16 protein-coding genes are annotated in these 20415 nt (G+C 62.1%); 7 read left to right on the top strand and 9 right to left on the bottom strand.

Annotated elements, in window-relative coordinates; all coding sequences use genetic code 11:
• Positions 1–3 precede the first annotated feature (3 nt).
• The 3 genes from M0D66_RS14525 to M0D66_RS14535 form a co-directional block, all read right to left on the bottom strand.
• Positions 4–798, bottom strand: coding sequence for an anti-sigma factor (locus tag M0D66_RS14525; protein WP_211706552.1), 795 nt, complete (start codon positions 796–798; stop codon positions 4–6).
• Positions 798–1367, bottom strand: a complete 570-nt coding sequence (locus M0D66_RS14530) for an RNA polymerase sigma factor (RefSeq protein ID WP_093645341.1) — start codon at positions 1365–1367, stop codon at positions 798–800. The genes M0D66_RS14525 and M0D66_RS14530 overlap by 1 nt, the downstream gene beginning before the upstream one ends.
• 195 nt (positions 1368–1562) lie before the next feature.
• The gene (locus tag M0D66_RS14535) at positions 1563–2495 is read right to left on the bottom strand and encodes a dihydrodipicolinate synthase family protein (protein WP_211700482.1); all 933 of its coding nucleotides are present in this window, start codon (positions 2493–2495) and stop codon (positions 1563–1565) included.
• A gap of 172 nt (positions 2496–2667) precedes the next feature.
• Here M0D66_RS14535 and M0D66_RS14540 point away from each other — a divergent pair, with 172 nt between their 5' ends.
• Complete coding sequence (locus tag M0D66_RS14540) at positions 2668–3639, top strand: LysR family transcriptional regulator (protein ID WP_211706551.1); 972 nt, start codon at positions 2668–2670, stop codon at positions 3637–3639.
• A 194-nt stretch (positions 3640–3833) separates the two neighbouring features.
• Positions 3834–6914 (top strand): transglycosylase domain-containing protein, encoded by a 3081-nt coding sequence (locus M0D66_RS14545; protein ID WP_211706550.1) that lies wholly within the window; start codon positions 3834–3836, stop codon positions 6912–6914.
• A gap of 10 nt (positions 6915–6924) precedes the next feature.
• Here M0D66_RS14545 and M0D66_RS14550 read toward each other — a convergent pair whose 3' ends face one another.
• From M0D66_RS14550 to M0D66_RS14575, 6 genes are all read right to left on the bottom strand, one after another.
• The gene (locus M0D66_RS14550) at positions 6925–8151 is read right to left on the bottom strand and encodes an ROK family transcriptional regulator (RefSeq protein ID WP_211706549.1); all 1227 of its coding nucleotides are present in this window, start codon (positions 8149–8151) and stop codon (positions 6925–6927) included.
• 30 nt (positions 8152–8181) lie between these two features.
• Positions 8182–8979 (bottom strand): ATP-binding cassette domain-containing protein, encoded by a 798-nt coding sequence (locus M0D66_RS14555; RefSeq protein ID WP_093645350.1) that lies wholly within the window; start codon positions 8977–8979, stop codon positions 8182–8184.
• Positions 8980–8998: 19 nt separating this feature from the next.
• Entirely contained in the window at positions 8999–9985 is a 987-nt protein-coding gene (locus M0D66_RS14560; protein WP_093645352.1) for an ABC transporter permease, read from the bottom strand.
• A gap of 161 nt (positions 9986–10146) precedes the next feature.
• Positions 10147–11151 (bottom strand): sugar ABC transporter substrate-binding protein, encoded by a 1005-nt coding sequence (locus M0D66_RS14565; RefSeq protein ID WP_054039031.1) that lies wholly within the window; start codon positions 11149–11151, stop codon positions 10147–10149.
• Between the two features lie 469 nt (positions 11152–11620).
• On the bottom strand, positions 11621–12385 hold the full coding sequence (locus tag M0D66_RS14570; RefSeq protein ID WP_211706548.1) for a flagellar brake protein: 765 nt from the start codon (positions 12383–12385) through the stop codon (positions 11621–11623).
• A 251-nt stretch (positions 12386–12636) separates the two neighbouring features.
• Positions 12637–13671 (bottom strand): LacI family DNA-binding transcriptional regulator, encoded by a 1035-nt coding sequence (locus tag M0D66_RS14575; RefSeq protein WP_211700485.1) that lies wholly within the window; start codon positions 13669–13671, stop codon positions 12637–12639.
• A 196-nt stretch (positions 13672–13867) separates the two neighbouring features.
• Between M0D66_RS14575 and M0D66_RS14580 the strand changes: the two genes are divergently transcribed.
• The 5 genes from M0D66_RS14580 (at position 13868) to M0D66_RS14600 (ending at position 20382) form a co-directional block, all read left to right on the top strand.
• Positions 13868–15025 carry an ABC transporter ATP-binding protein gene (locus tag M0D66_RS14580; protein ID WP_211706547.1) on the top strand — a complete coding sequence of 386 codons (1158 nt, stop codon included), beginning with the start codon at positions 13868–13870 and terminating at the stop codon, positions 15023–15025.
• 11 nt (positions 15026–15036) lie between these two features.
• The gene (locus M0D66_RS14585; protein WP_211706546.1) at positions 15037–17025 is read left to right on the top strand and encodes a beta-galactosidase; all 1989 of its coding nucleotides are present in this window, start codon (positions 15037–15039) and stop codon (positions 17023–17025) included.
• A gap of 74 nt (positions 17026–17099) precedes the next feature.
• Complete coding sequence (locus M0D66_RS14590) at positions 17100–18353, top strand: ABC transporter substrate-binding protein (protein ID WP_093645364.1); 1254 nt, start codon at positions 17100–17102, stop codon at positions 18351–18353.
• A gap of 168 nt (positions 18354–18521) precedes the next feature.
• Positions 18522–19520, top strand: a complete 999-nt coding sequence (locus M0D66_RS14595; protein ID WP_211706545.1) for a carbohydrate ABC transporter permease — start codon at positions 18522–18524, stop codon at positions 19518–19520.
• A 10-nt stretch (positions 19521–19530) separates the two neighbouring features.
• Complete coding sequence (locus M0D66_RS14600; protein WP_054039020.1) at positions 19531–20382, top strand: carbohydrate ABC transporter permease; 852 nt, start codon at positions 19531–19533, stop codon at positions 20380–20382.
• Positions 20383–20415 lie beyond the last annotated feature (33 nt).

Genomic DNA, 20415 nt, shown 5'->3' on the forward strand with positions numbered 1-20415 from the left:
AGATCAGGACACCGGCAGCAGCTTGCCGCTGAACACCACCGGACCTGTAGGCGCATTGTGATCGGGCGAGCCGCCCGGCGCTTCGATCGAGACCGCCAGCGCCGCGTAGCTCTCCGGCTTCTGCTGACCGGCCGTGACCTTGCCGTTGGCGCTGTCCGGCAGCATGCCGAGCGACACCGGATGGCCGCTGGCCGGGATGCCCCACAACTCCATCGCCCGGCCGGCCGGCAGGTCGACCTTGCCGAGCGGATGCAGCGTCATGGTCGAGCGGGCTTCGTCCCACGCGACCAGCATGACTGGATGCGCGTCCTTGTCGTTCAGCACCGCGACATGCGAGACGGCCGCTTCCGGCTGTTGCGCGACGGTCGGCGCAGTCGACGGTGTCACGCCCGACGGCAACAGCGAGCGCACGGCAACCACTGCCGCGATTATGGCAAACCCTGTCACACCGATCGCCCAGCCGCGCCAGAACGCGAGATTCTCGAAAATGCTGCCGGACGGACGCGCGGGTTTTTCGACCACGGTGCGCGGTCGTGCCGCCTCGCGCGCAGCCTCACGCGCCGACGTCAGGCCGAGCCGCCGCTCGATAGCATCCCAGATAGCAGCCGGCGGCATACGCGGCTCGGCGAGTTCGGCTAGCGGCGAGATTCTCCGCTGCCATTCTTCGACAGCCTGACGAATCACCGTATCGTGATCCGCGTAGCGTTGGAAGCGTCGTCGGGCGCCGCCGCGCAGTGTGCCGAGCGCGTACTCGGCGGCCAGCATATCGACCAGTTGAGGATAGCGATGGAGATTCATCACTCACCTCCCAGGCAGGTCTTCAGCTTGGCAAGGCCGCGCCGGATCCAGGATTTGATGGTGCCGAGCGGCACCGTCAGCGCTTCAGCGATCTCGCTATGGCTCTGGTCACGCAGGTAGGCGAGAGCCACCGCCTGACGCTGCGCCGGTTCCAGCTGCTGCATGCAGCCGGCCAGCAGACGTGCCTGCAGGCTGACCGCGCTCAGTGCTTCGGGATCCGGATCGCCGGTTGCCACAAGATCGTCCAACGCATCGCTCCATTCGGTTTCCTGCTTGTTGATCCGCCGCAGGTGATCGAGAGCACGATTCCGGACGATTGCCGACATCCACGTCATGGGGGCGGAGAGTGCCCGCCGATAGTCGCCCGCAAAGCGCCAGATGTTGACGAAGCTGTCCTGCAATACTTCCTCGGCCCACTCGTGCCTGCTCAATATACGAAGCGCAAGACCAAACAGTTTCGGGGCGGCGAGATCATATAGCTCGCGTAGTGCCGAAGCATCCTCTTTGGCAATGCGTTCGAGCAACTCGGCGAGGGTTTCCGGCGTCAGTTCTCGAGGGTCGGCGGTCATGGAAAGTGATGTGGTGAGCTTGCGGGCCTATGTTACTCAATTTCCTTCCGACCTTATATGTGGTTTTTCCCCCGTGTGCTGCATCCACCAGGCGTATGGCCGCGTATGTGGATGCAGGACCCGGGGTTTGCGTCCGGGGGTTGCGCGTGGGCGCTCATTGTTTTGCTTTGGACTGCTCCAGGTTGAGAGTTGAGCTTAGATGCCCCAGCGCAATACCAGCGGGTCGAGTCGCCGTGCGACTTTCAGCAAGCCTGCGCGTGTGGCCGGATGAATCGGCGGCAGCGGATGGCGCACTGCGTCCGATCGAATCACGCCGCCTTCTTTCATCAAGGCCTTGCACGATGCGAGGCCGCCCTGGCGGTTTTCATAGTTGATGAGCGGCAGCCATTCCTGATAGTGGGCGGCGGCCGCTTCGGTGTCGCCCGCGGCATAGGCGTCGACGATCAGGCGGATGCCGTCCGCGTAGCCGCCGCCGGTCATCGAACCGGTTGCGCCCGCATCGAGATCGGCCATTAGCGTGATCGCTTCTTCGCCATCCCATGGACCTACCACGGCGTCGCCACCCAGTTCGATCAGCTCGCGCAGCTTGTTCGCCGCTTGCGGCACTTCGATCTTGAAGTACGACACGTTCTGCAGTTCACGCGCCATGCGGGCAAGAAACGGTGCGGATAACGCCGTGCCGCTGACCGGCGCGTCCTGGATCATGATCGGAATTCCGATTGCATCGGACACGGTGCGATAGAACTCATAGATACCGCGCTCGCCGATGCGGATCGTCGCGCCGTGATACGGCGGCATGATCATCACCATCGCGGCGCCCGCTGCCTGCGCGCTGCGGCTGCGTTCAGCACACTGGTACGAGCTGAAATGCGTGGTCGTGACGATCACCGGCACGCGGCCCGCAACGTGTTCGAGCACCACGTGCATCAGCGTGTTGCGTTCGTCGTCGGACAGCGCGAACTGTTCGGAGAAGTTCGCCAGAATGCACAGGCCGTTGGAGCCCGCGTCGATCATGAAATCGATGCAGCGTTTCTGGCCTTCCAGGTCGAGACCGCCGGCCTCGTCGAAGATGGTCGGCGCGACGGGGAACACGCCGCGCATGGGAGCAGGGTTGTGGGTATGGGTCATGGTGATGTGCGTTGTGCCGAGGTGAGGTGACGACGTGATGGGGCGTGGGTGTTTGAATGTCTCCGTCGCTGACTATACGGCGCGGTGCGTGGCGGGTATATTGAATTGTTTCCATCTTGTGATCGCTTTTGCGACTCACCTTGCGATTCACCTCGCGGCTACCCGGCAATTCATGAAAGACACCCTGAACGTCCTGCTGTCGAGACTACGCATGAAGCAGTTGCAATTGCTGATCGCGCTCGACGACCATAAGTCGCTGCACAAAGCCGCCGGCGCGATGTCGATGACGCAATCGGCCGCCAGCAAGGCGTTGCAGGAGTTGGAGTCGATGCTCGAGGCGCCGCTTTTCGAGCGCTCGAAGAGCGGCATGATTCCGAACCAGCTCGGCCACTGCGTGATCCGCTACGCACGGCTCGTGGCGACGGACCTTACCGCGCTCTGCCAGGACGTCGCCGAGATACGCTCGGGGCGCGGTGGGCGGCTTGCGATCGGCGCGATCATGGGCGCGATTCCGGAGTGCGTCGTGCCGGCGCTGAACGATCTGCATGCCGGCCAGCCGGGGCTATCGATCGAAGTGATGGAGGACACCAGCGCACGCATGCTGCTGCAACTCGACGAAGGCCGGCTCGATCTGGTGATCGGCCGTGCGGCGGTTGCCGCCGATCCGTCGAAATATCACTACCGTCCGCTTGGGGATGAGCCGTTATCGGTGGTGGTGGGTTATGGCCATCCGCCAATGCCGAGGAAAGAAGTCAAACTACGTGACCTGGCCGGCCACCGCTGGGTCATGTATCCGTCACATATGCCCTTGCATGCGTTGCTCGAACGGGAGATGGATCTGGCAGGACTTGAGATGCCAGACAACCCGATCTCGACTGCCTCCACTTTCGTGACAGTCGCATTACTGCAAAGCAGCGCCGATCTGGTTTCGTTGTTGCCAACCGCGATCGCGGAGTTGTTCGTGCGGCAGAAAATGTTGCGCTTCGTGCCGGTCAAACTGAAGTCGCCGTCACAAACTTTCGGGATTGTGACGCGCAAAGGCGGCGTGCTGTCGCCGCCGGCTGAGCAATTCATCGAGTTACTGCGTGGACGGACGATGGGAGAGGGGGAAGGGCGAGCGGCGCCGGCGCAAAAAAACGCCTGAATCTGCTTTCTTCTGACGCGCGAAAGACCCTCAATATCTCACGCCAATCGGCGCTCCGCCAGCTTGGTGAGAAGGTGTTGCTGCGGCGACACTTTGGGGTAAATCCGAACCGATTGCATGCTCGCGTTCCGCGCTACACTTGATCGAAGGTGCGCCAGAATCAAGAGAATGGCGCACGCTCGGGGAGAGCAGCCATGAATCGGCCACTGATTCGGTTACCGCTTCGCGCGACAGGCACGGCGCCCGTCAGGAAGTGGCTTAAATGGGGGCTGGCAGTGGGCTTCGTGCTCGCGCTGGCTTTGGCGGCCCGCTTTGTCCAGGTCGAGATCGAAACGTCTCGACTGCAGGCGCGCTATCTCTCCGAACTCACGCGCGACGTGGGTTTCTCCGCCGAGAGCGGTCCAAGTCATTCCATCCGCTTCCCTCAAGCAGACAAAGGCCCTTACGACAGCCGCCTCGGCTACGCGTTGCTGCCGTCGTTCCAGAAGCGCCTGCTCGAACGCGGGTTTGAAATCAGCGCACAGTCGCGTGATTCCGAGCGAATGCTGTCGCTGGCCGATAGCGGTCTATTTATTCCCTACGCCGAAAAAGACCAGGCGGGGTTGCAACTCTTCGACGGTACCGGCGCGCCGCTCTTTGGTGCACAGTATCCGGGCCGCGTTTATGACAGCTTCGATTCGATCCCGCCGCTGATCGTCAATTCGCTACTGTTTATCGAAGACCGCTATCTGCTCGATCCGGATCAGCCGAACCGCAATCCGGCGATCGATTGGGGACGCTTTAGCCACGCGCTCGTCGACCAGGGCGCGCGCGTGTTCAACCGGCATCAGTCGACGCCCGGCGGCAGCACACTCGCTACGCAGATCGAGAAGTTCCGCCACTCGGCGGGCGGGCGCACGGCAACGCCGCCGGAAAAATTGCGGCAAATCGCATCCGCCTCGGTCCGGGCCTATCTGAATGGTCCGCAGACGATGCCCGCGCGCCAGCAGATCGTCGTCCACTATCTCAACTCGGTGCCGCTTGCCGCGCAGCCGGGTATTGGTGAGATCAATGGCATCGGCGACGGTCTGGCCGCCTGGTACAGTCGCGATTTCAACGACATCAACCGCATTCTCAAAGCACCGTCGACAGAAGAGAATCTCGCGGAGCAGGGCGTGGCGTTTCGCCAGGTGCTCTCGCTGATGATCGCGCAACGCGCGCCGTCGTATTTCCTGCATCACGGCTATGCCGAACTTGAACGTCTGACGGATAGTTATCTGCGCTTGCTGGCGAGCGGTGGTGTTATTTCGAACCCGCTGCGCGATGCCGCGTTGTCCGCGCAAGTGGATCTGCGCCGCGCACCGGAAAAAACGCACAACGCCGACTCGTTCGTGTCGCGCAAGGCTGTGACGTCGATGCGTTCGCACCTGTTGGCGGCGCTCGGCATTCCGAGTTTCTATGAACTCGACCGGCTGGACATGCAGGCAACGGGCACGCTCAACAACGCCGTGCAGCAGGCCGTGAGTGAACGTCTTGCCGCCGCCGCGACGCGCGACGGCGCAAAAGCCGCGGGGCTCGTCGGCTATGAAATGCTGCGCGCCTCCGACGATCCATCGAGAATCGCCTATAGCTTTACGCTGTTCGAACGGCGTGACGGCGCGAACCTGGTGCGGGTGCAAACCGATAGCGTGAACCAGCCATTCGACATCAATTCCGGTGCGCGACTGAATCTCGGTTCGACCGCGAAAATGCGTACCGTGGTGACGTATTTGCAGATTGTCTCCGAGCTGCATGCGCGTTATGCCCCGCTGAGCACAGCGGAGCTGAAAGCCGTGAAGTACGATCCGAACGATCAGCTCACGCGCTGGGCGCTGGACTATCTGGCGCATACCTCGAACCGCTCGCTGCAAGCCATGCTCGACGCGGCGGTGGAACGCAAATACTCGGCAAGTCCGGGCGAAACGTTTTACACGGGCGGTGGCGCGCAGACTTTCAACAACTTCGAATCGGACGACAACAGCCGCATTCTCACCGTGCACCGTGCATTCCAGCATTCGGTCAATCTGGTGTTCGTGCGGCTGATGCGCGATATCGTCCACTACGAGATGGTACAAACCACCGGACCGTCGGCGCAATGGCTGGGCGATCCTGCGATCCGCAAGATGTATCTCACGCGTTTCGCCGATCAGGAAAGCCGCGTGTATATGAATCGTTTCTACACGAAATACCACGGCAAGGCGCCCGAGCAACAACTTGCCTTGTTGCTGCTCGGCGTGCGCAAATCGCCGCCTAAGGTAGCGACGGTGTTGCGCAGTGTCGCGCCGGATGAATCGAATGCGTGGTTCAACGCGAAGATGCGTGCGGCGCTGAAGAACACGCCGGCTGCCTCCATCCTGGACGACGAGGACCTGGCGAACCTGTACGACAAATATGCAATCGACCGCTTCAATCTGAACGATCGCGGCTACATTTCGAGCGTGCATCCGTTGGAACTGTGGACGCTCAACTATCTGCGCGCCCATCCCGACGCGACGCTCGACCAGATACAGAATGCGAGCCGCGATGTGCGTCTGTCGACCTATTCGTGGCTCTTCAAGACCCGCTATCACGCCACCCAGGATCGCCGCATCAAGCGGATGGTCGAACTGCGCGCCTACGATGCGATCGGTAAATCGTGGCAGGCGCTCGGCTATCCGTTCGCGACGCTCACGCCGTCGTATGCGGCGGCGATCGGCGCATCCGGTGACCGGCCGGCTGCGCTCGCGCAACTGATAGGCGTGATTGCCAACAACGGCAACAAGGTGCCGACCGAAAGTCTCACGCAACTCGACTTCGCGAAAAACACGCCGTACGAAACGCATTTCCAGCGTGCTGCGGTGGCGCCGCAGCAGCAGTTGTCGCCGGAGATCGCCGGGGTGGTCAGAGGGCTGTTGCGCGATGTCGTATTAGGCGGTACGGCCAAGCGTCTCGCGCAGGGCATGACGTTTCCCGATGGTCAAACACTCGAAATTTACGGCAAGACCGGCACCGGCGATCAGCGCTTCAATGTGTGGGCCAAAGGCGCACGCCTGATCGAGTCGCGCAAGGTGAACCGCAGCGCAACCTTCGTGTTTGTGATGGGAGACCGTTTCTACGGCACGCTGACCGCCTGGGTGCATGAGCCGTATGCGGCGCATTACGAGTTCACGAGTGCGCTCTCGGTGCAGTTGCTGAAGTCGCTGGCGCCGGTGCTGCAGCCCTTGCTGCAAAATCCGCCGGCTAAAACGGCTGCGATAGCGAAAGTCGCCGCGCAATGAGCAAGGGCGCCTAATAGCCGGCGTCCGTCGCTGGCTTAAGGAAGAGCTCGTGCACGGGCGCGAAATGCGCATACAGCGGCAGAATTGCGCCGCCCATCGCTCGCGCGTCGGCGCCGATGGTGCCTTCCAGCAGTTGCGGACGTACCATACCTTCCCATTCGAAGCGATCGAGCACGCGCTCGGTTCGGCGGATGATTTCGCGGACCAGTTGCCGGTCGAGTTCGCCGTCGATCACCACCGCCTCCAGGTCGAGCAAGGCAGCCGCATTGGTCAATGCGTTGGCGATCGCAGGACACGCGGTGTCGAGCCATTGTTCGGTTTGCCGCCACAGTTCAGGCGACAATGCTCGATGATCGTGCGCGGCGGCGGGCGGCACGCCTGCATCGCTCAATAGCCGTTCCAGAACGAAACCCGATGCGGCGTGCAGCAGTTGCCGCGCGGGTTTGCGCGCGCTGCCGTCCCGCAGCGGTATCGAGCCGACCGCACCAGCATTGTCGTGTGGCCCGGCATGCAAACGGCCGTCGATCACCAGGCCGCCGCCGATAAACGTACCGACGAACAGATAGAGAAAATTGTGAATTCCGCGGCCCTGGCCCATCACGAGTTCGGCCGCGCAGGCGGCAGTGGTGTCTTTGGCGAACTCGACGGGCAAGCCCGTCATTGTCGCGATGCGACTGCGCAAGTCGATCTCGTGCCACGCTTCCAGTGCATCCTGCGGGGCGCCGAGAAAGTCGCGCCAGCCGCCGAGCCACAACGGCGCCGCCACGCCCACGCCAACCACTTTGTTCGCCTTTGCGCCGAGCGTCTGATTCACGCGCGTCAGTTTGCTTTCGAGTGCGGGGAATAGTGTGCGTGGATCGGGATAGGCATAGTCGAATACATCGCGGCACACCACGTGGCCCGCGAAATCCATTGCCAGCACGTCGAGGCTGCGTCTGCCCACCTTGATGCCGATGGTGTACGCGCCATCCGCACGCAGTGCGATCGGCACCGAGGGTTGACCGATGCGGCCGCGCACTCGGGCCTGTTTTTCGAGCAGGCCGTCGTCGATCAGACGGTCGACGATCATCGAGACGGTCTGCATCGACAGACGCGTGAGACGGCCTACGTCGGCTTTCGGCAGCGGCCCATGCAAGCGGATCGCTTGCAGGACGATCCGTTCGTTGAACTGCCGCATGCCGACCTGGTTCGAGCCGACCGTGCGTTTGAGAGGCGAACGTGTACCGGTGGTGTCCATCGTCGTGTGCCCCTCAGCGGGATGCGTGCATCATGCAATCGCCTTGACGTCCGCCTGCTTCGCGCCCGTCATGATCGCCACGGCCTCCGACATGTGGATGTCTTTGGTGTTGACCACCGCGGCACGCCTGCCGAGCCGCTGGATATGAATACGATCCGCGACTTCGAACACATGCGGCATGTTGTGGCTGATCAGGATCACCGGCAGGCCGCGATCACGCACGCGGCGGATCAATTCGAGCACCATGTTGCCTTCCTTGACGCCGAGTGCGGCGGTGGGCTCGTCGAGAATCACCACGTGCCGCGCGAACGCCGCGCTGCGCGCGACAGCCACGCCCTGACGCTGTCCGCCGGACAAGGTTTCGACCGCCTGGCGCATCGAGCGGATGCCGATCTGCAGATCCTTCATGTGCGCGGTGGCTTCGTCGAGCATGCGGCGCTTGTCGATCATCTTGAAGATCGAACCGCGCCAGCCCGGTTTGACGAGCTCACGGGCGAGAAACAGGTTTTCGGCGATGCTCATGGCGGGCGCCACCGCGAGTTCCTGGTACACGGTTTCGATGCCTTGAGCGCGCGCATCCAGCGGGCTGCGGAATTTGACCGGCTTGCCGTCGAGCAGGATTTCGCCTTCATCGGGGATGGTGGCGCCGGACAGCGCCTTGATCAACGACGATTTGCCCGCGCCGTTGTCGCCGATCACGGCGAGTATCTCGCCGGGCAGCACTTCGAAATCGCAGCCGTCGAGCGCGGTGACGTTGCCGTAGCGTTTGATGAGTCCGCGCGCCTGCAGAACGGGCATCACGGCAGAAGCGGAAGTAGGTGTCGACATGACAGGTTCCTTTGGGCGTTCAACCGCGACGATGGGAAAGTTTGTCCGCGGCAACCGCGAGAATCACCAGCATGCCGGTGATCAACACCTGGTAGACCGAAGAGACACCGATTAGCGTCAGGCCATTACGAAACACGCCGACGATCAGCGCGCCGAGCAGCGTTCCGCTAATCGAGCCACGTCCGCCGAACAGACTCGTGCCACCTAGTACCACCGCCGTAATACTGTCGAGGTTCTCGGTTTGCCCCGCCTGCGGATCGCCGACACCGGTGCGCGAGACAGACAACAGCGCGGCGATGCCATAGATCGCACCGGCCAGCGTATACACGGTAAGCAGGATCTTCTGCGACGAGAGGCCCATCAGGCGCGCGGCTTCGGGGTTATTGCCGAGCGCGTACAGATGCCGGCCGGGCACGGTGTCGCGCAAGACGAACCACGTTGCCCCATACATCAGCAACGTCAGCACCGTGCCGTAGGTGACATCAGCGGGCCCGAGTTTGAACGTGTTGCCGAGGAACATGATCGCGTCCGGCAGGTTCGAGACGCTCTCCGCGTTCGAATAGATCTGCGTGAGCGCGAATGCGATGTTCAGCGTACCGAGCGTGACGATGAAGGCGGGCAGTTTGATCCGCGTGATCAGCACGCCGTTGAGCGCGCCGAACAACGCGCTCGCGGCGATGCCGCACAGAATCGCGAGAACGGGCGGCACGCCGAGCGTGACCGCGAATTTGGTCATGATGATCGAGCCGAACGCCATCACCATCCCGCACGACAGATCGATCCCGCCTGTCAGCACGATCAGCGTCTGGCCGATGGCGATGACGGCGACCACCATCGTCTGCTGCAGGATCAGCGAGAGGTTCTGGAACGACAGGAAGCGGTTGCTCTGCGAAATGAAGAAACCGCAGGCCAGCAGCAGGGCGATCAGCGGTCCGATTTCAGCGAGCGATGGCAAACGGTCGGTGAAGGTGCGCGGGTGGCCGGCAGGCGCGGAAGGTGTCGACATGATAGGTGTCCTCGATGCATGAACGTGGCGGGCAGGCCACGTGGCAAATACGGAGACCGGCCATCTGGTGGGCCGCCGATCCGCGGTGTACCCCGCGGCCGTCGGTTCAGTGGCTGGCAATCCGTGAGCGGCCCGCGAAGTGGGCCGCCATTCAGTGCGCGTTACTTGTTGCCCCAGCAGTTGTCGAGGCCGTACTTCGTATCTTTGCTGTCGACGCCGGACATCGGCTTGTCGGTGATCAGCGTCACGCCGGTGTCCTGATAACCGGAGACCTTCTTGCCGGTCTTCGCATACTCGACACCCGCCGTCACGCCGAGCGAGGCCATCTTCAACGGATACTGCTGCGAGGTCGCGGCAATCGCACCGGCCTTCACATTGCGGACACCTTCGCAGCCGCCGTCGATGGAAACGATCATCACGCTCTTGTCCTTGCCCGCTGCCTTGAGCGCGCGATACGCACCCGCTGCAGCCGGTTCGTTGATCGTGTAGACCACGTTGATATCCGGCGATTTCTGCAGGCAATTTTCCATCGCCGTCTGGCCCTTCGACTGATCACCGCGCGTGTCCTGGCTGCAGACGATCGACGGATCGCCTTCCTTCACGCCGAAGCCTTCCAGGAAGCCGTTGTGGCGCAGCACGCCGACCGAGACGCCGGGCGCGAGATCGAGCGTGGCGATCTTCGCGGGCTTGCCGTTCATGGCGGCTTTCGCGTACTTGCCGATCAGCACGCCGGCTTTGAAGTTGTCGGTGGCGAAGAGGGCGTCCGTGGCGTCTTGCGGATCGGTCGGCGTGTCGAGCGCGACCACCATCACACCGGCGGCGCGCGCTTTCTTGATGCTCGGCACGATCGCCTTGGTGTCGCTCGGCGTGATCAGAATCGCTTTCGCGCCGGCCGTCATCATGTTTTCGATGGCGGTGACCTGGCTCGCGTTGTCGCCGTCGAACTTGCCGGCGGCGGTGAGCAGTTTGGCGCCGTCTTTCGATGCCGCTGCTTCAGCGCCCTGTTTCATCTTCACGAAGAACGGGTTGGTGTCGGTCTTGGTGATGAGGCCGACGACAGGCTGGTCGGCCGCCTGGCTCGCGCTCGCACACCACACGGCCGATGCCGCGACGCACATCGACACGATTTTCCTGGCGACAGGATGCCTGCGGGAATTCAGATTCATGGGACGCTCCTCCGGTTATTGGTCACGACGTTGTGAACTGCGGGTGATTGCACACGCGAACGCTGCGCGCTTGCCGCCTGCTTGCGATCTGGTTTCGAAGCTGATGCGATTCCAATGCAATGCGAAACTGGCTGCTTAAATCACTTTAGTTGATTTAGTACAGCAGGCGCGAGGACGCTCGTCAAGGAAGCGATCGGGAGGGGCGTCGACATGTCAAAGCGGCCGCCAGGGCGGCAGGCCTTACGTGACGGGGCTTTGCGGGAGTGGTGCGATGCAAGATCGAGCGCCGGTACTTCGGGAAAGTCCTGGCTCGATTGAAAGCTGGTTGAAATATTAATTGATGCGTTGCGACGGGTTTGACTGTCGTCGCGAAGGTATGAGGCGGCGGCCAGAAGCAGCGATTCTCAGCGGCGATGACTGCAGACTTTATCTACGCCGTGAGAATCGTGGCGAGCGTACCCGCAGGAACTCACCCTCGCGGCGCGAGCCTTTGACGCTTCGTTTCGAGTTGCGTGACGACACGCTGCAAGATCCGTTCAGCCGGCCCCGGCGTCGTCACGAACTTGCAGCCGATCACGAAGCGCAGATCGCCCTTCGGCGTAGTCAATTGCCGTGGCGCGACGATTTCCAGATCGAGGAGAAGCGTGCCGAAGCTGCCGAATTGCAACGTGACGTTGCGCAATACGGTGCCACTCTCAAGCGCGCCGAAACGTGCATCAGCAGTGTTCAACGCCACGCCGCCCAATGAAAGATCCTGCAATTCGAGCCTGAACGAACCGCCGTCCACATACGGCCCGCTAGCGATGTACGGATCCAGCACGGGCGTTTGCACGCGGAAGAATTCGCGGCGCTGAACGTAGTACAGGAGCGAAGGGAAAGCGGCCTCGAAAGCCGGGCGTCCTTCGAACATGATCGGATCTGCGTTAAGCGTCGTGAACTCCGTGCGAATGCCGCCCGGCAAACTGCGAAAGATCAACTGGCGGGCAGACGGCAGCGCGTAATTGTCCAGCTGCGTACTGCCGGCGTCGAAGATAAAGCGCGCATTGCGCGAATCGACCTCGAGTATCTGCGTCACGATCTGGCGGCCGTTGAATTCCACCGTCACGAAGTCCTGTCCGGCCATCAGCTTGCGAAGACAAACTGCGATTTGCAAGGGATGGCGCTGCGCGAAGGTCGAGTCTGTGTCGGTGGTCTGTTCGGCGAGATCGGCGTCCAGCAGAAGAGCGGCATTCATTTGAGTATCCATGCTTGTTATGGCCTTGGCCTGGCCGGTTGGGGAGCGCGGGCGGCATGTAAGTCATGCCGGCGCTCAGCCTTTTCCTGCTTTATTGCAGGGACCGTGCCAACTGCATGGATGGACTGATTGAAACGGTGTTTTTGCCGCGGAACCGCTTGATACGGGCGTTTGCGGACGGCGGTCCGGAAGGTGGGGGCGGCCGTAGCCAGGGTTCGCTACGTAACGTCCCCGATGTTGTTACGGCCACGTTACCTCGGGCGCGGCACCCCCGTCGACGCGCGCACAACCAGTTTCGGCGCGGAGGAAATCCGCATCGGCACGCTTGCCGCCGATTGATGACCTGCTTGCCCATACGACGATTCAATCAACTCGCGCAGCAGCGACACCGCCAGGTCGGCGACTTCGACAGTCGGCACGGCGACTGTGGTCAACGCGGGTCGCGATTCGCGCGCCAGTTGAATATCGGTAATGCCGATCACGGACAGATCACCCGGCACGTTCAGGCCAAGATCGGCGGCGGCGTGCATCGCGCCGAGCGCCGGCAGATCGTTGGTCGCGAAGATCGCGGTGAGTTTCGGATCGGCTTCCAGTAGCGCCCGCGCCGCGGCGTAGCCGCCTTGTATCGTATCGGGCGCATGCTTGACCTTTCCTTTCGGCGCGCCGGCCGAATGCAGCGCATCGACAAAACCTTCGTAACGGGCGGCGTGAATACCTGAAGCCTTGCTGCCGACAATCGCGCCGATCCGCCGGTGCCCGAGCGTCAGCAGATGCGTGCCGGCCAATTCGCCAGCCAGACGAAAATCGACCGCGACACATGGCAGCCCCGGCGGCTCATTGGGCCGTTCCCACATGCACAGCACGACGGGCGTGCCGCGTGATTCGGTCGTATGAAGGTCTGCAAAGTCCAGGTTCGCATTGGTGACGAGCACGCCTTCGGAAAGCGTCCCTGCGATCTGGTCGAGATAGGCGCGCCCGGTCAGCGGATCTTCGTTCGTATTGCAGATGATCACGAAGTGGCCGCTGCTGCGCGCCGCGTGTTCGACCGCGAGCGCGAACTCCGGATAGAACGGATTGGCAATGCTCGACACCATCAACGCCAACGTCGGCGCGCGGCCCTCGGCGAGCGCGCGGGCGGCCAGATGCGGGCGGTAGCCGAGCGCGTCGACGGCGTCGAGCACCCGCTGCCGGGTGCTCGCGCCGACCCGGCCGCGATTGCGCAGCACGTTCGACACCGTGGCAGGGGTGACGCCGGCGTGACGCGCGACTTCGCTAAGGGTTGTCATAATGCTTATTCAATATTTGGGATGGGTGTCCGACATTTGCATCACAGCCCAAGGCGCGGCACCATTTGCCGCACAGACAAAACGATATCGGAGACAGGTAAGGCCCCAACGATCGGTAGCGATCGATTTTTTTCGGCCCTACTGATTAAGCGCTTAATCTCCGACGTCGAGCCGATTAAATCACGGAGTCGATGCGATGGCGAGCATTTCATTGAGGGGCGTGCAGAAGGCGTATGGCGACGGCGCGCTAGTGATCCGCGATGTCGATCTGGAAATAGGCGAGAACGAGTTCTGCGTGTTTCTCGGTCCGTCCGGCTGCGGTAAATCCACCTTGCTGCGGATGATCGCCGGCCTCGAAGACGTGACCGACGGCGACCTGTCGATCGCCGGCCGCCTCGTCAACGACGTCCCGGCGGCGCAGCGCGGTGTGGCGATGGTGTTCCAGAGCTATGCGCTGTTTCCGCATATGACCGTGTTCGAGAACATGGCCTTCGGCCTCAAACTGGCCAAAACCCCCAGGGACGAAATCGACCGCAAGGTGCGGGAAGCCGCGCGCATCCTTCAACTTGAGGCGCTGCTCGAGCGCCGGCCCAAAGCACTGTCCGGCGGCCAGCGGCAACGTGTGGCGATTGGCCGGGCCATCGTGCGTGAACCTGGCGTGTTTCTGTTCGACGAGCCGCTCTCCAATCTCGATGCGACGCTGCGCGGCCAGACCCGCATCGAAATCGCGCGGCTCCATAAGCAGTTCGCCAAAGCCAGCGTGGTGTACGTCACGCACGACCAGATCGAAGCGATGACGCTCGCCGACAAGATCGTGCTGCTGCATGCGGGTAAGGACACCGAGCGCTACGGCAGCATCGCCCAGATCGGCGCGCCGCTCGAGTTGTATCACCGGCCAAAGAGCCGCTTCGTCGCCGGTTTCATCGGATCGCCGCGGATGAATTTCTTGCCGGGGCGGGTGGCGTCGGTTGATCCGCAGGGCGTGGTTGTTACGCTCGATCACACTGACGAAAACGTGCGCGTGCCCGTCAGCGGCGATGGACTCAAGGCGGCGCAACCGGTCACGCTCGGCGTGCGTCCGGAACACCTCGAATTCATCGACGCGACAGCTTCTGGCAACCCACAGGACGCCGTTCTGAGCCGCACCGTATCCCTCGTCGAACAGCTCGGCGAGCACAGCTATGTCCACCTCGATCAGCCCGGCGGCGCCACGCTGATCGCCAAGGCGCCCGGCGACACACGCCTCGCGCCGGGCGACCGCGCCAGCTTGCGCGTCCCCAGCCGCGCCTGCCATTTGTTTACCGAAGACGGCTTTGCCGCCGCTTCGCTCGAATCCGTCGAACACTACGCATAGAGGACATTCGGATGCGCCTTGGAGTCTGTTATTACCCGGAACACTGGCCGGAGTCGATGTGGGAAGACGACGCTCGCCGGATGAAAGCACTCGGCATCGAGCAGGTGCGTATCGCCGAATTTGCGTGGAGCCGGATGGAGCCAACGCCTGGCGAGTACGACTGGGGCTGGCTCGATCGCGCGGTCGATGTACTCGGCGCGGCCGGTTTGCAAGTTGTCATGTGCACCCCCACCGCGACGCCGCCCAAGTGGCTGATCGACCGTCATCCGGACATTCTGCCGATCGGTGCCGATGGCCGTCCGCGCGCCTTCGGCTCACGCCGCCATTACGATTTCTCCTCGCCTTCGTATTTCACTGCATCGCAGCGAATCTGCACGGCAGTCGCCGAGCGTTACGGCAAGCATCCGGCCGTTGCCTACTGGCAGACCGATAACGAATTCGGCTGCCATCACACGGTGGTCAGCTATTCGCCGGCTGCAGTGGGGCGCTTTCGCGAGTGGCTCAAGGCGCGCTATCAAACCATCGATGCGCTGAACCGTGCGTGGGGCACGGTGTTCTGGAGCATGGAGTACCGCAGCTTCGACGAGATCGACGCGCCGGTGGCGACCGTCACCGAAGCGCATCCGTCGCACCGGCTCGATTACCGGCGCTTCGCCTCCGACGAAGTGGCGCGCTACAACCGCATGCAGGTCGAGATCATCCGCGCGCATTCGCCGGGGCGGCCGGTCGCGCACAACTTCATGCAGCTCTTTACCGAGTTCGATCACTACAAGGTGGCGGCCGATCTCGACATTGCCGCCTGGGACAGCTATCCGCTCGGCGCGCTCGAAGAGCAGTGGTTTGCACCGGACGTGAAGGCGCGCTGGTTGCGCAGCGGGCATCCCGACTTCGCGTCGTTCAACCATGACGTGTACCGCGGCATGTCGAAGCTGCCGTTCTGGGTGATGGAGCAGCAGCCCGGCCCGGTGAACTGGGCACAGTGGAATCCAGCACCGCTGCCCGGCATGGTGCGGCTATGGAGCTGGGAGGCGTTCGCGCACGGCGCGGGCTGCGTGTCGTATTTTCGCTGGCGCCAGGCGCCGTTTGCGCAGGAGCAGATGCACGCTGGCTTGAATACACCCGATAACCGGCTCGATGTGGGCGGCAATGAAGCTGCGCAGGTTGCCGACGAGATTCGCGCGGTGCTCGCCGCGAATGCCGACGCGAACGCTGCGATCCGCTCGAAGGTTGCGCTCGTCTACGACTACGAAGCGAAGTGGCTCTTCGCGATTCATCCGCAGGGCGCGGACTTTCACTATCCGCGCTTCGCATTCGAGTATTACTCGGCGCTGCGCTCGCTTGGATTGGATGTCGATATCGTGCCGGTCGATGCAGCCCTCGACGGCTATCGTTTGATCGTCGTGCCGCCGCTGCCGGTTGTGCCTGCGGATTTCGCCGCCCGGCTGGCGAGCTCGGGTGCGCAGGTCGTGCTGGGTCCTCGCACCGGTTCGAAGACGGCGGACGTGCAGATTCCGGCGAACCTGCCGCCGGGTGCGCTCGCTTCTGTGTTGCCGCTGCGTGTGTGGCGTGTCGAATCGATGCGGCCGAATGTGACCGAAGCTGTGGTGCTCGTGGATAACCAGAACTCGAGCGCGGTGGACGGCGTGGCGCGCCACTGGCGTGATTTCATCGACAGCGATACAGCGGATTCGCTCGACGTGCGTGCCCGTTTCGCTGACGGTCATTCTGCTTATGTGAAAAGCGGCGCGTTTCATTACTTCGCGAGCCTGTTTGACGATGCGCTGACGGTCCGCCTTCTGAAGCAGATCGCTGAAGAAGCGGGCGTCGAAACGACATCGCTCGGCGACACCGTGCGCTTTAGCCGTCGCGGCGCGCTGACCTACGTGTTGAACTACGGCGACCAGACGCACACGCTGGCCAATGTCGCCGACGGCGCTTTCGTGATCGGCTCACGCGCCATCGAACCGCGCGGTGTGGCTGTCTATCGATCAGGCAACTGATTTATAGGGCCGAACGAAGGATTCCATGCAGTAACAACAACGACGCAAAATCAAGGCATAAAGGAGACAGCAACATGGCACTGAAACCTCGCAAGATTCTGCTGGCACTCGCGCTGGCCGCGGCCGCCGCAGGCGTGTCCGTCGTCAGCACCGCGCAGGCCGGCACGCTCGCGGTCAACATCGCATTCAAGGGCGCAAGTCAACGCGCCGTCTGGCAGTCGATCATCGACGACTTCAAGAAAACGCATCCTGGCACCGACGTGAAGGTGTCGTTCGTCGATGAGGAAGCGTACAAGGTCCAGTTGCCCGGTTGGCTCTCCACCGTCGCGCCCGATATCGTGAACTGGCATGACGGTGAGCGGATGGCGTATTACGCGCAGCGCGGGCTGTTCGAGGATCTGAGCGGCGACTGGGCGAAGAACGGCTGGAACGACATGTATGCTTCGACGAAGGAAGCGTCGTCGTATAAGGGTAAGCAGTACGCGGCACCGACCGTGTATTACTCGTGGGGCATGTTCTATCGCAAGGATCTGTTCCAGAAGGTCGGCATTACCGGCGAACCGAAAACGTGGGACCAGTTTCTCGACGACTGCAAGAAGCTGAAAGCGGCAGGCATTACACCGATTGCCGTGGCGGGCCGTGATTCATGGACGCTGGCCGGCTGGTTCGATTATCTCGACCTGCGCCTGAACGGCAACGCGTTCCATCAGAAACTGATGGCGGGCGATATCGCGTACACCGATCCGCGTGTGAAGAAGGTCTACACGACGTGGAAGCAACTGATCGACGCCGGCTATTTCATCGACAATTCGCTTTCCTACGATCTGGATGCGGTGCAGCCGTTCCTGTTCCAGGGCAAGGCCGCGATGATGCTGATGGGCACCTTTATCACGGGTGGCTTCCCGCCGAACGTCAAGCCGGAAATGGGCTACTTCCAGTTCCCGATCATCGACGCGAACGTGCCGACCGCCGAAGACGGTCCGGTTGAATCGCTGCATATTCCGTCGAAGGCGAAGAACAAGGCGGATGCGCATGCGTTCCTGGCGTTTGTCCAGACGCCGGAAAATGGCGCGAAGCTGGCGGCCGGGCTCGGCTCCTTGTCGGCGAACAGCAAATCGCCGGAACCTGAAGATCCGATTTCGAAGATCGGCTTCCAGATTCTCGCGAATACGAAGGGCGGCATTGCGCAGTTCTACGATCGCGACATGACGAAGGAAATGGCCGATGAAGGGATGAAGGGGATGCAGCAATTCATCTCCGATCCTTCGAAGCTCGACGAGGTGCTCGCGCAACTCGAGCAGACGCGTAAGCGGATCTATAAGAAGTGAGCGGTAGCGGCTCGGTCGTAGGTCCAGGCTTGGGCCGCTACTTGTTGCATCAGACTGGCAACTATGTTGCATGGGACCAGAGTACGGCACTAAAGCGCCCACGCTGGTCGACAGCTTTGCATGGGACCAGAGTAACGCGCTAAAGCGCGAACCCTGGTCGACAGGAGATTGATTGTGTCGCATTCCGTCACCCGTCACACCGTCGACGGCCCTGCCGAATCGGGCGGTCCTGGCTTGCCCGGTTCGGGCGTGCCGGCCTCGGGCGGTGCATTGCGCGGCGGGCCGCCTGGCGCGGCGCGCCGGCGCCGTCCGTCGCCGACCGCGCGTCGGCAGCGGCGAGCCGCTTTCCTGTTTCTCGCGCCGGCCTGCGTGATGGTGGCGATCTACGTCGTGTGGCCGATCATCTCGACCATGCGCCTGAGTTTTTTCAACTGGGATGGGATGACCGACCCATCCTTCGTCGGCCTCGCAAACTACATCGAGTTGTTCCATACGCCGACGTTCTACACGGCGCTGAAGAACAACCTCATCTGGCTGCTGCTGTTCCTGCTTGCGCCGCCGATGGGACTCGCCGTCGCGCTCTATCTGAACCAGGCCGTAGCCGGCATCCGCATCGTCAAATCGCTGTTCTTCGCTCCGTTCGTGTTGTCGGGCGTGGTGGTTGGCTTGATCTTTTCGTGGTTCTACGACCCGACCTTCGGCTTGCTCGCGGTGATTCTCGGTCACGGCGTGCCGGTACTCGGCGACCCGCGGTACGCGACCCTCGGGATCGTGTTCGCCGCGCTGTGGCCGCAAACTGCGTATTGCATGATCCTTTATCTAACCGGCCTGACGTCGCTGAACGCCGAGCAGATCGAGGCGGCGCGCATGGAAGGCGCGCGCGGCTGGTCGATGTTGTGGCACGTGATCCTGCCGCAATTGCGGCCGACCACGTTCATGGCGATCGTCGTCACGGTGATCGGCGCGTTGCGCAGCTTCGATCTGATTTCGGTGATGACAAGCGGCGGACCGTTCGAAAGTTCGACCGTGCTCGCGTACTACATGTACGACCAGGCAATCAAGTACTACCGCATCGGCTACTCCGCGGCGGTGGCAGTTGTGCTGTTCGCCATCATGCTGGTGTACATCGTCTATCACCTGCGCCGCATGCTGCGCACCGAGCAATAAGGAGCCGATCATGTTTCCGATCCCGATCGACAAATGGAAGCCGGTGACGCGCCGCGCGTACAAACTGACCTTGCCGCTCGCGCTGCTGATCTGGTTGCTGCCGATGATCGCGGTGCTCGTGACCTCGGTGCGCTCGACGGAAGAATTGAGCGAAGGCAACTATTGGGGCTGGCCCAAGCACTTCGCGATGTTCGATAACTATCGCGAGGCGCTGACGACCTCGCCGATGTTGCATTACTTCTGGAACAGTGTGCTGATTACGGTGCCCGCTGTGGTGGGTTCGATTGCGCTTGCGGCGATGGCGGGATTCGCGCTGGCTATCTATCGGTTTCGCGGCAATTCGACGTTGTTTGCGACGTTTGTTGCGGGCAATTTCGTGCCCGTGCAGGTGTTGATGATTCCGGTGCGGGATCTGTCCTTGCAGCTCGGTCTGTTCAATACGGTGAGCGCACTGATTCTGTTCCATGTGTCGTTTCAGACTGGATTTTGTGCGCTGTTTCTGCGGAACTTCATCAAGCAGTTGCCGTTTGAGCTGGTCGAGGCGGCGCGGATCGAGGGCGCCAATGAGTGGACTGTGTTCTTCAAGATCGTATTGCCGTTGATTCGTCCCGCGCTGGCGGCGCTGGCGATTCTCGTGTTCACGTTCGTGTGGAATGACTACTTCTGGGCGCTGTGTCTGACGCAAGGTGACGATGCTGCGCCGATTACCGTAGGTGTCGCGGCGTTGAAAGGGCAGTGGACCACGGCGTGGAATCTGGTTTCGGCGGGGTCGATTCTTGCCGCGTTGCCGTCGGTCGCGATGTTCTTTGCGATGCAGAAGCATTTTGTGGCGGGGCTGACGTTTGGGGCGACGAAGGGGTGAGGTAGGCGTTGGTAGAAACCCAACGCGCAACCT

Origin of the sequence: Paraburkholderia sp. SECH2, from assembly GCF_030464795.1 — a bacterium.
Taxonomy (GTDB): Bacteria; Pseudomonadota; Gammaproteobacteria; order Burkholderiales; family Burkholderiaceae; genus Paraburkholderia; species Paraburkholderia aspalathi.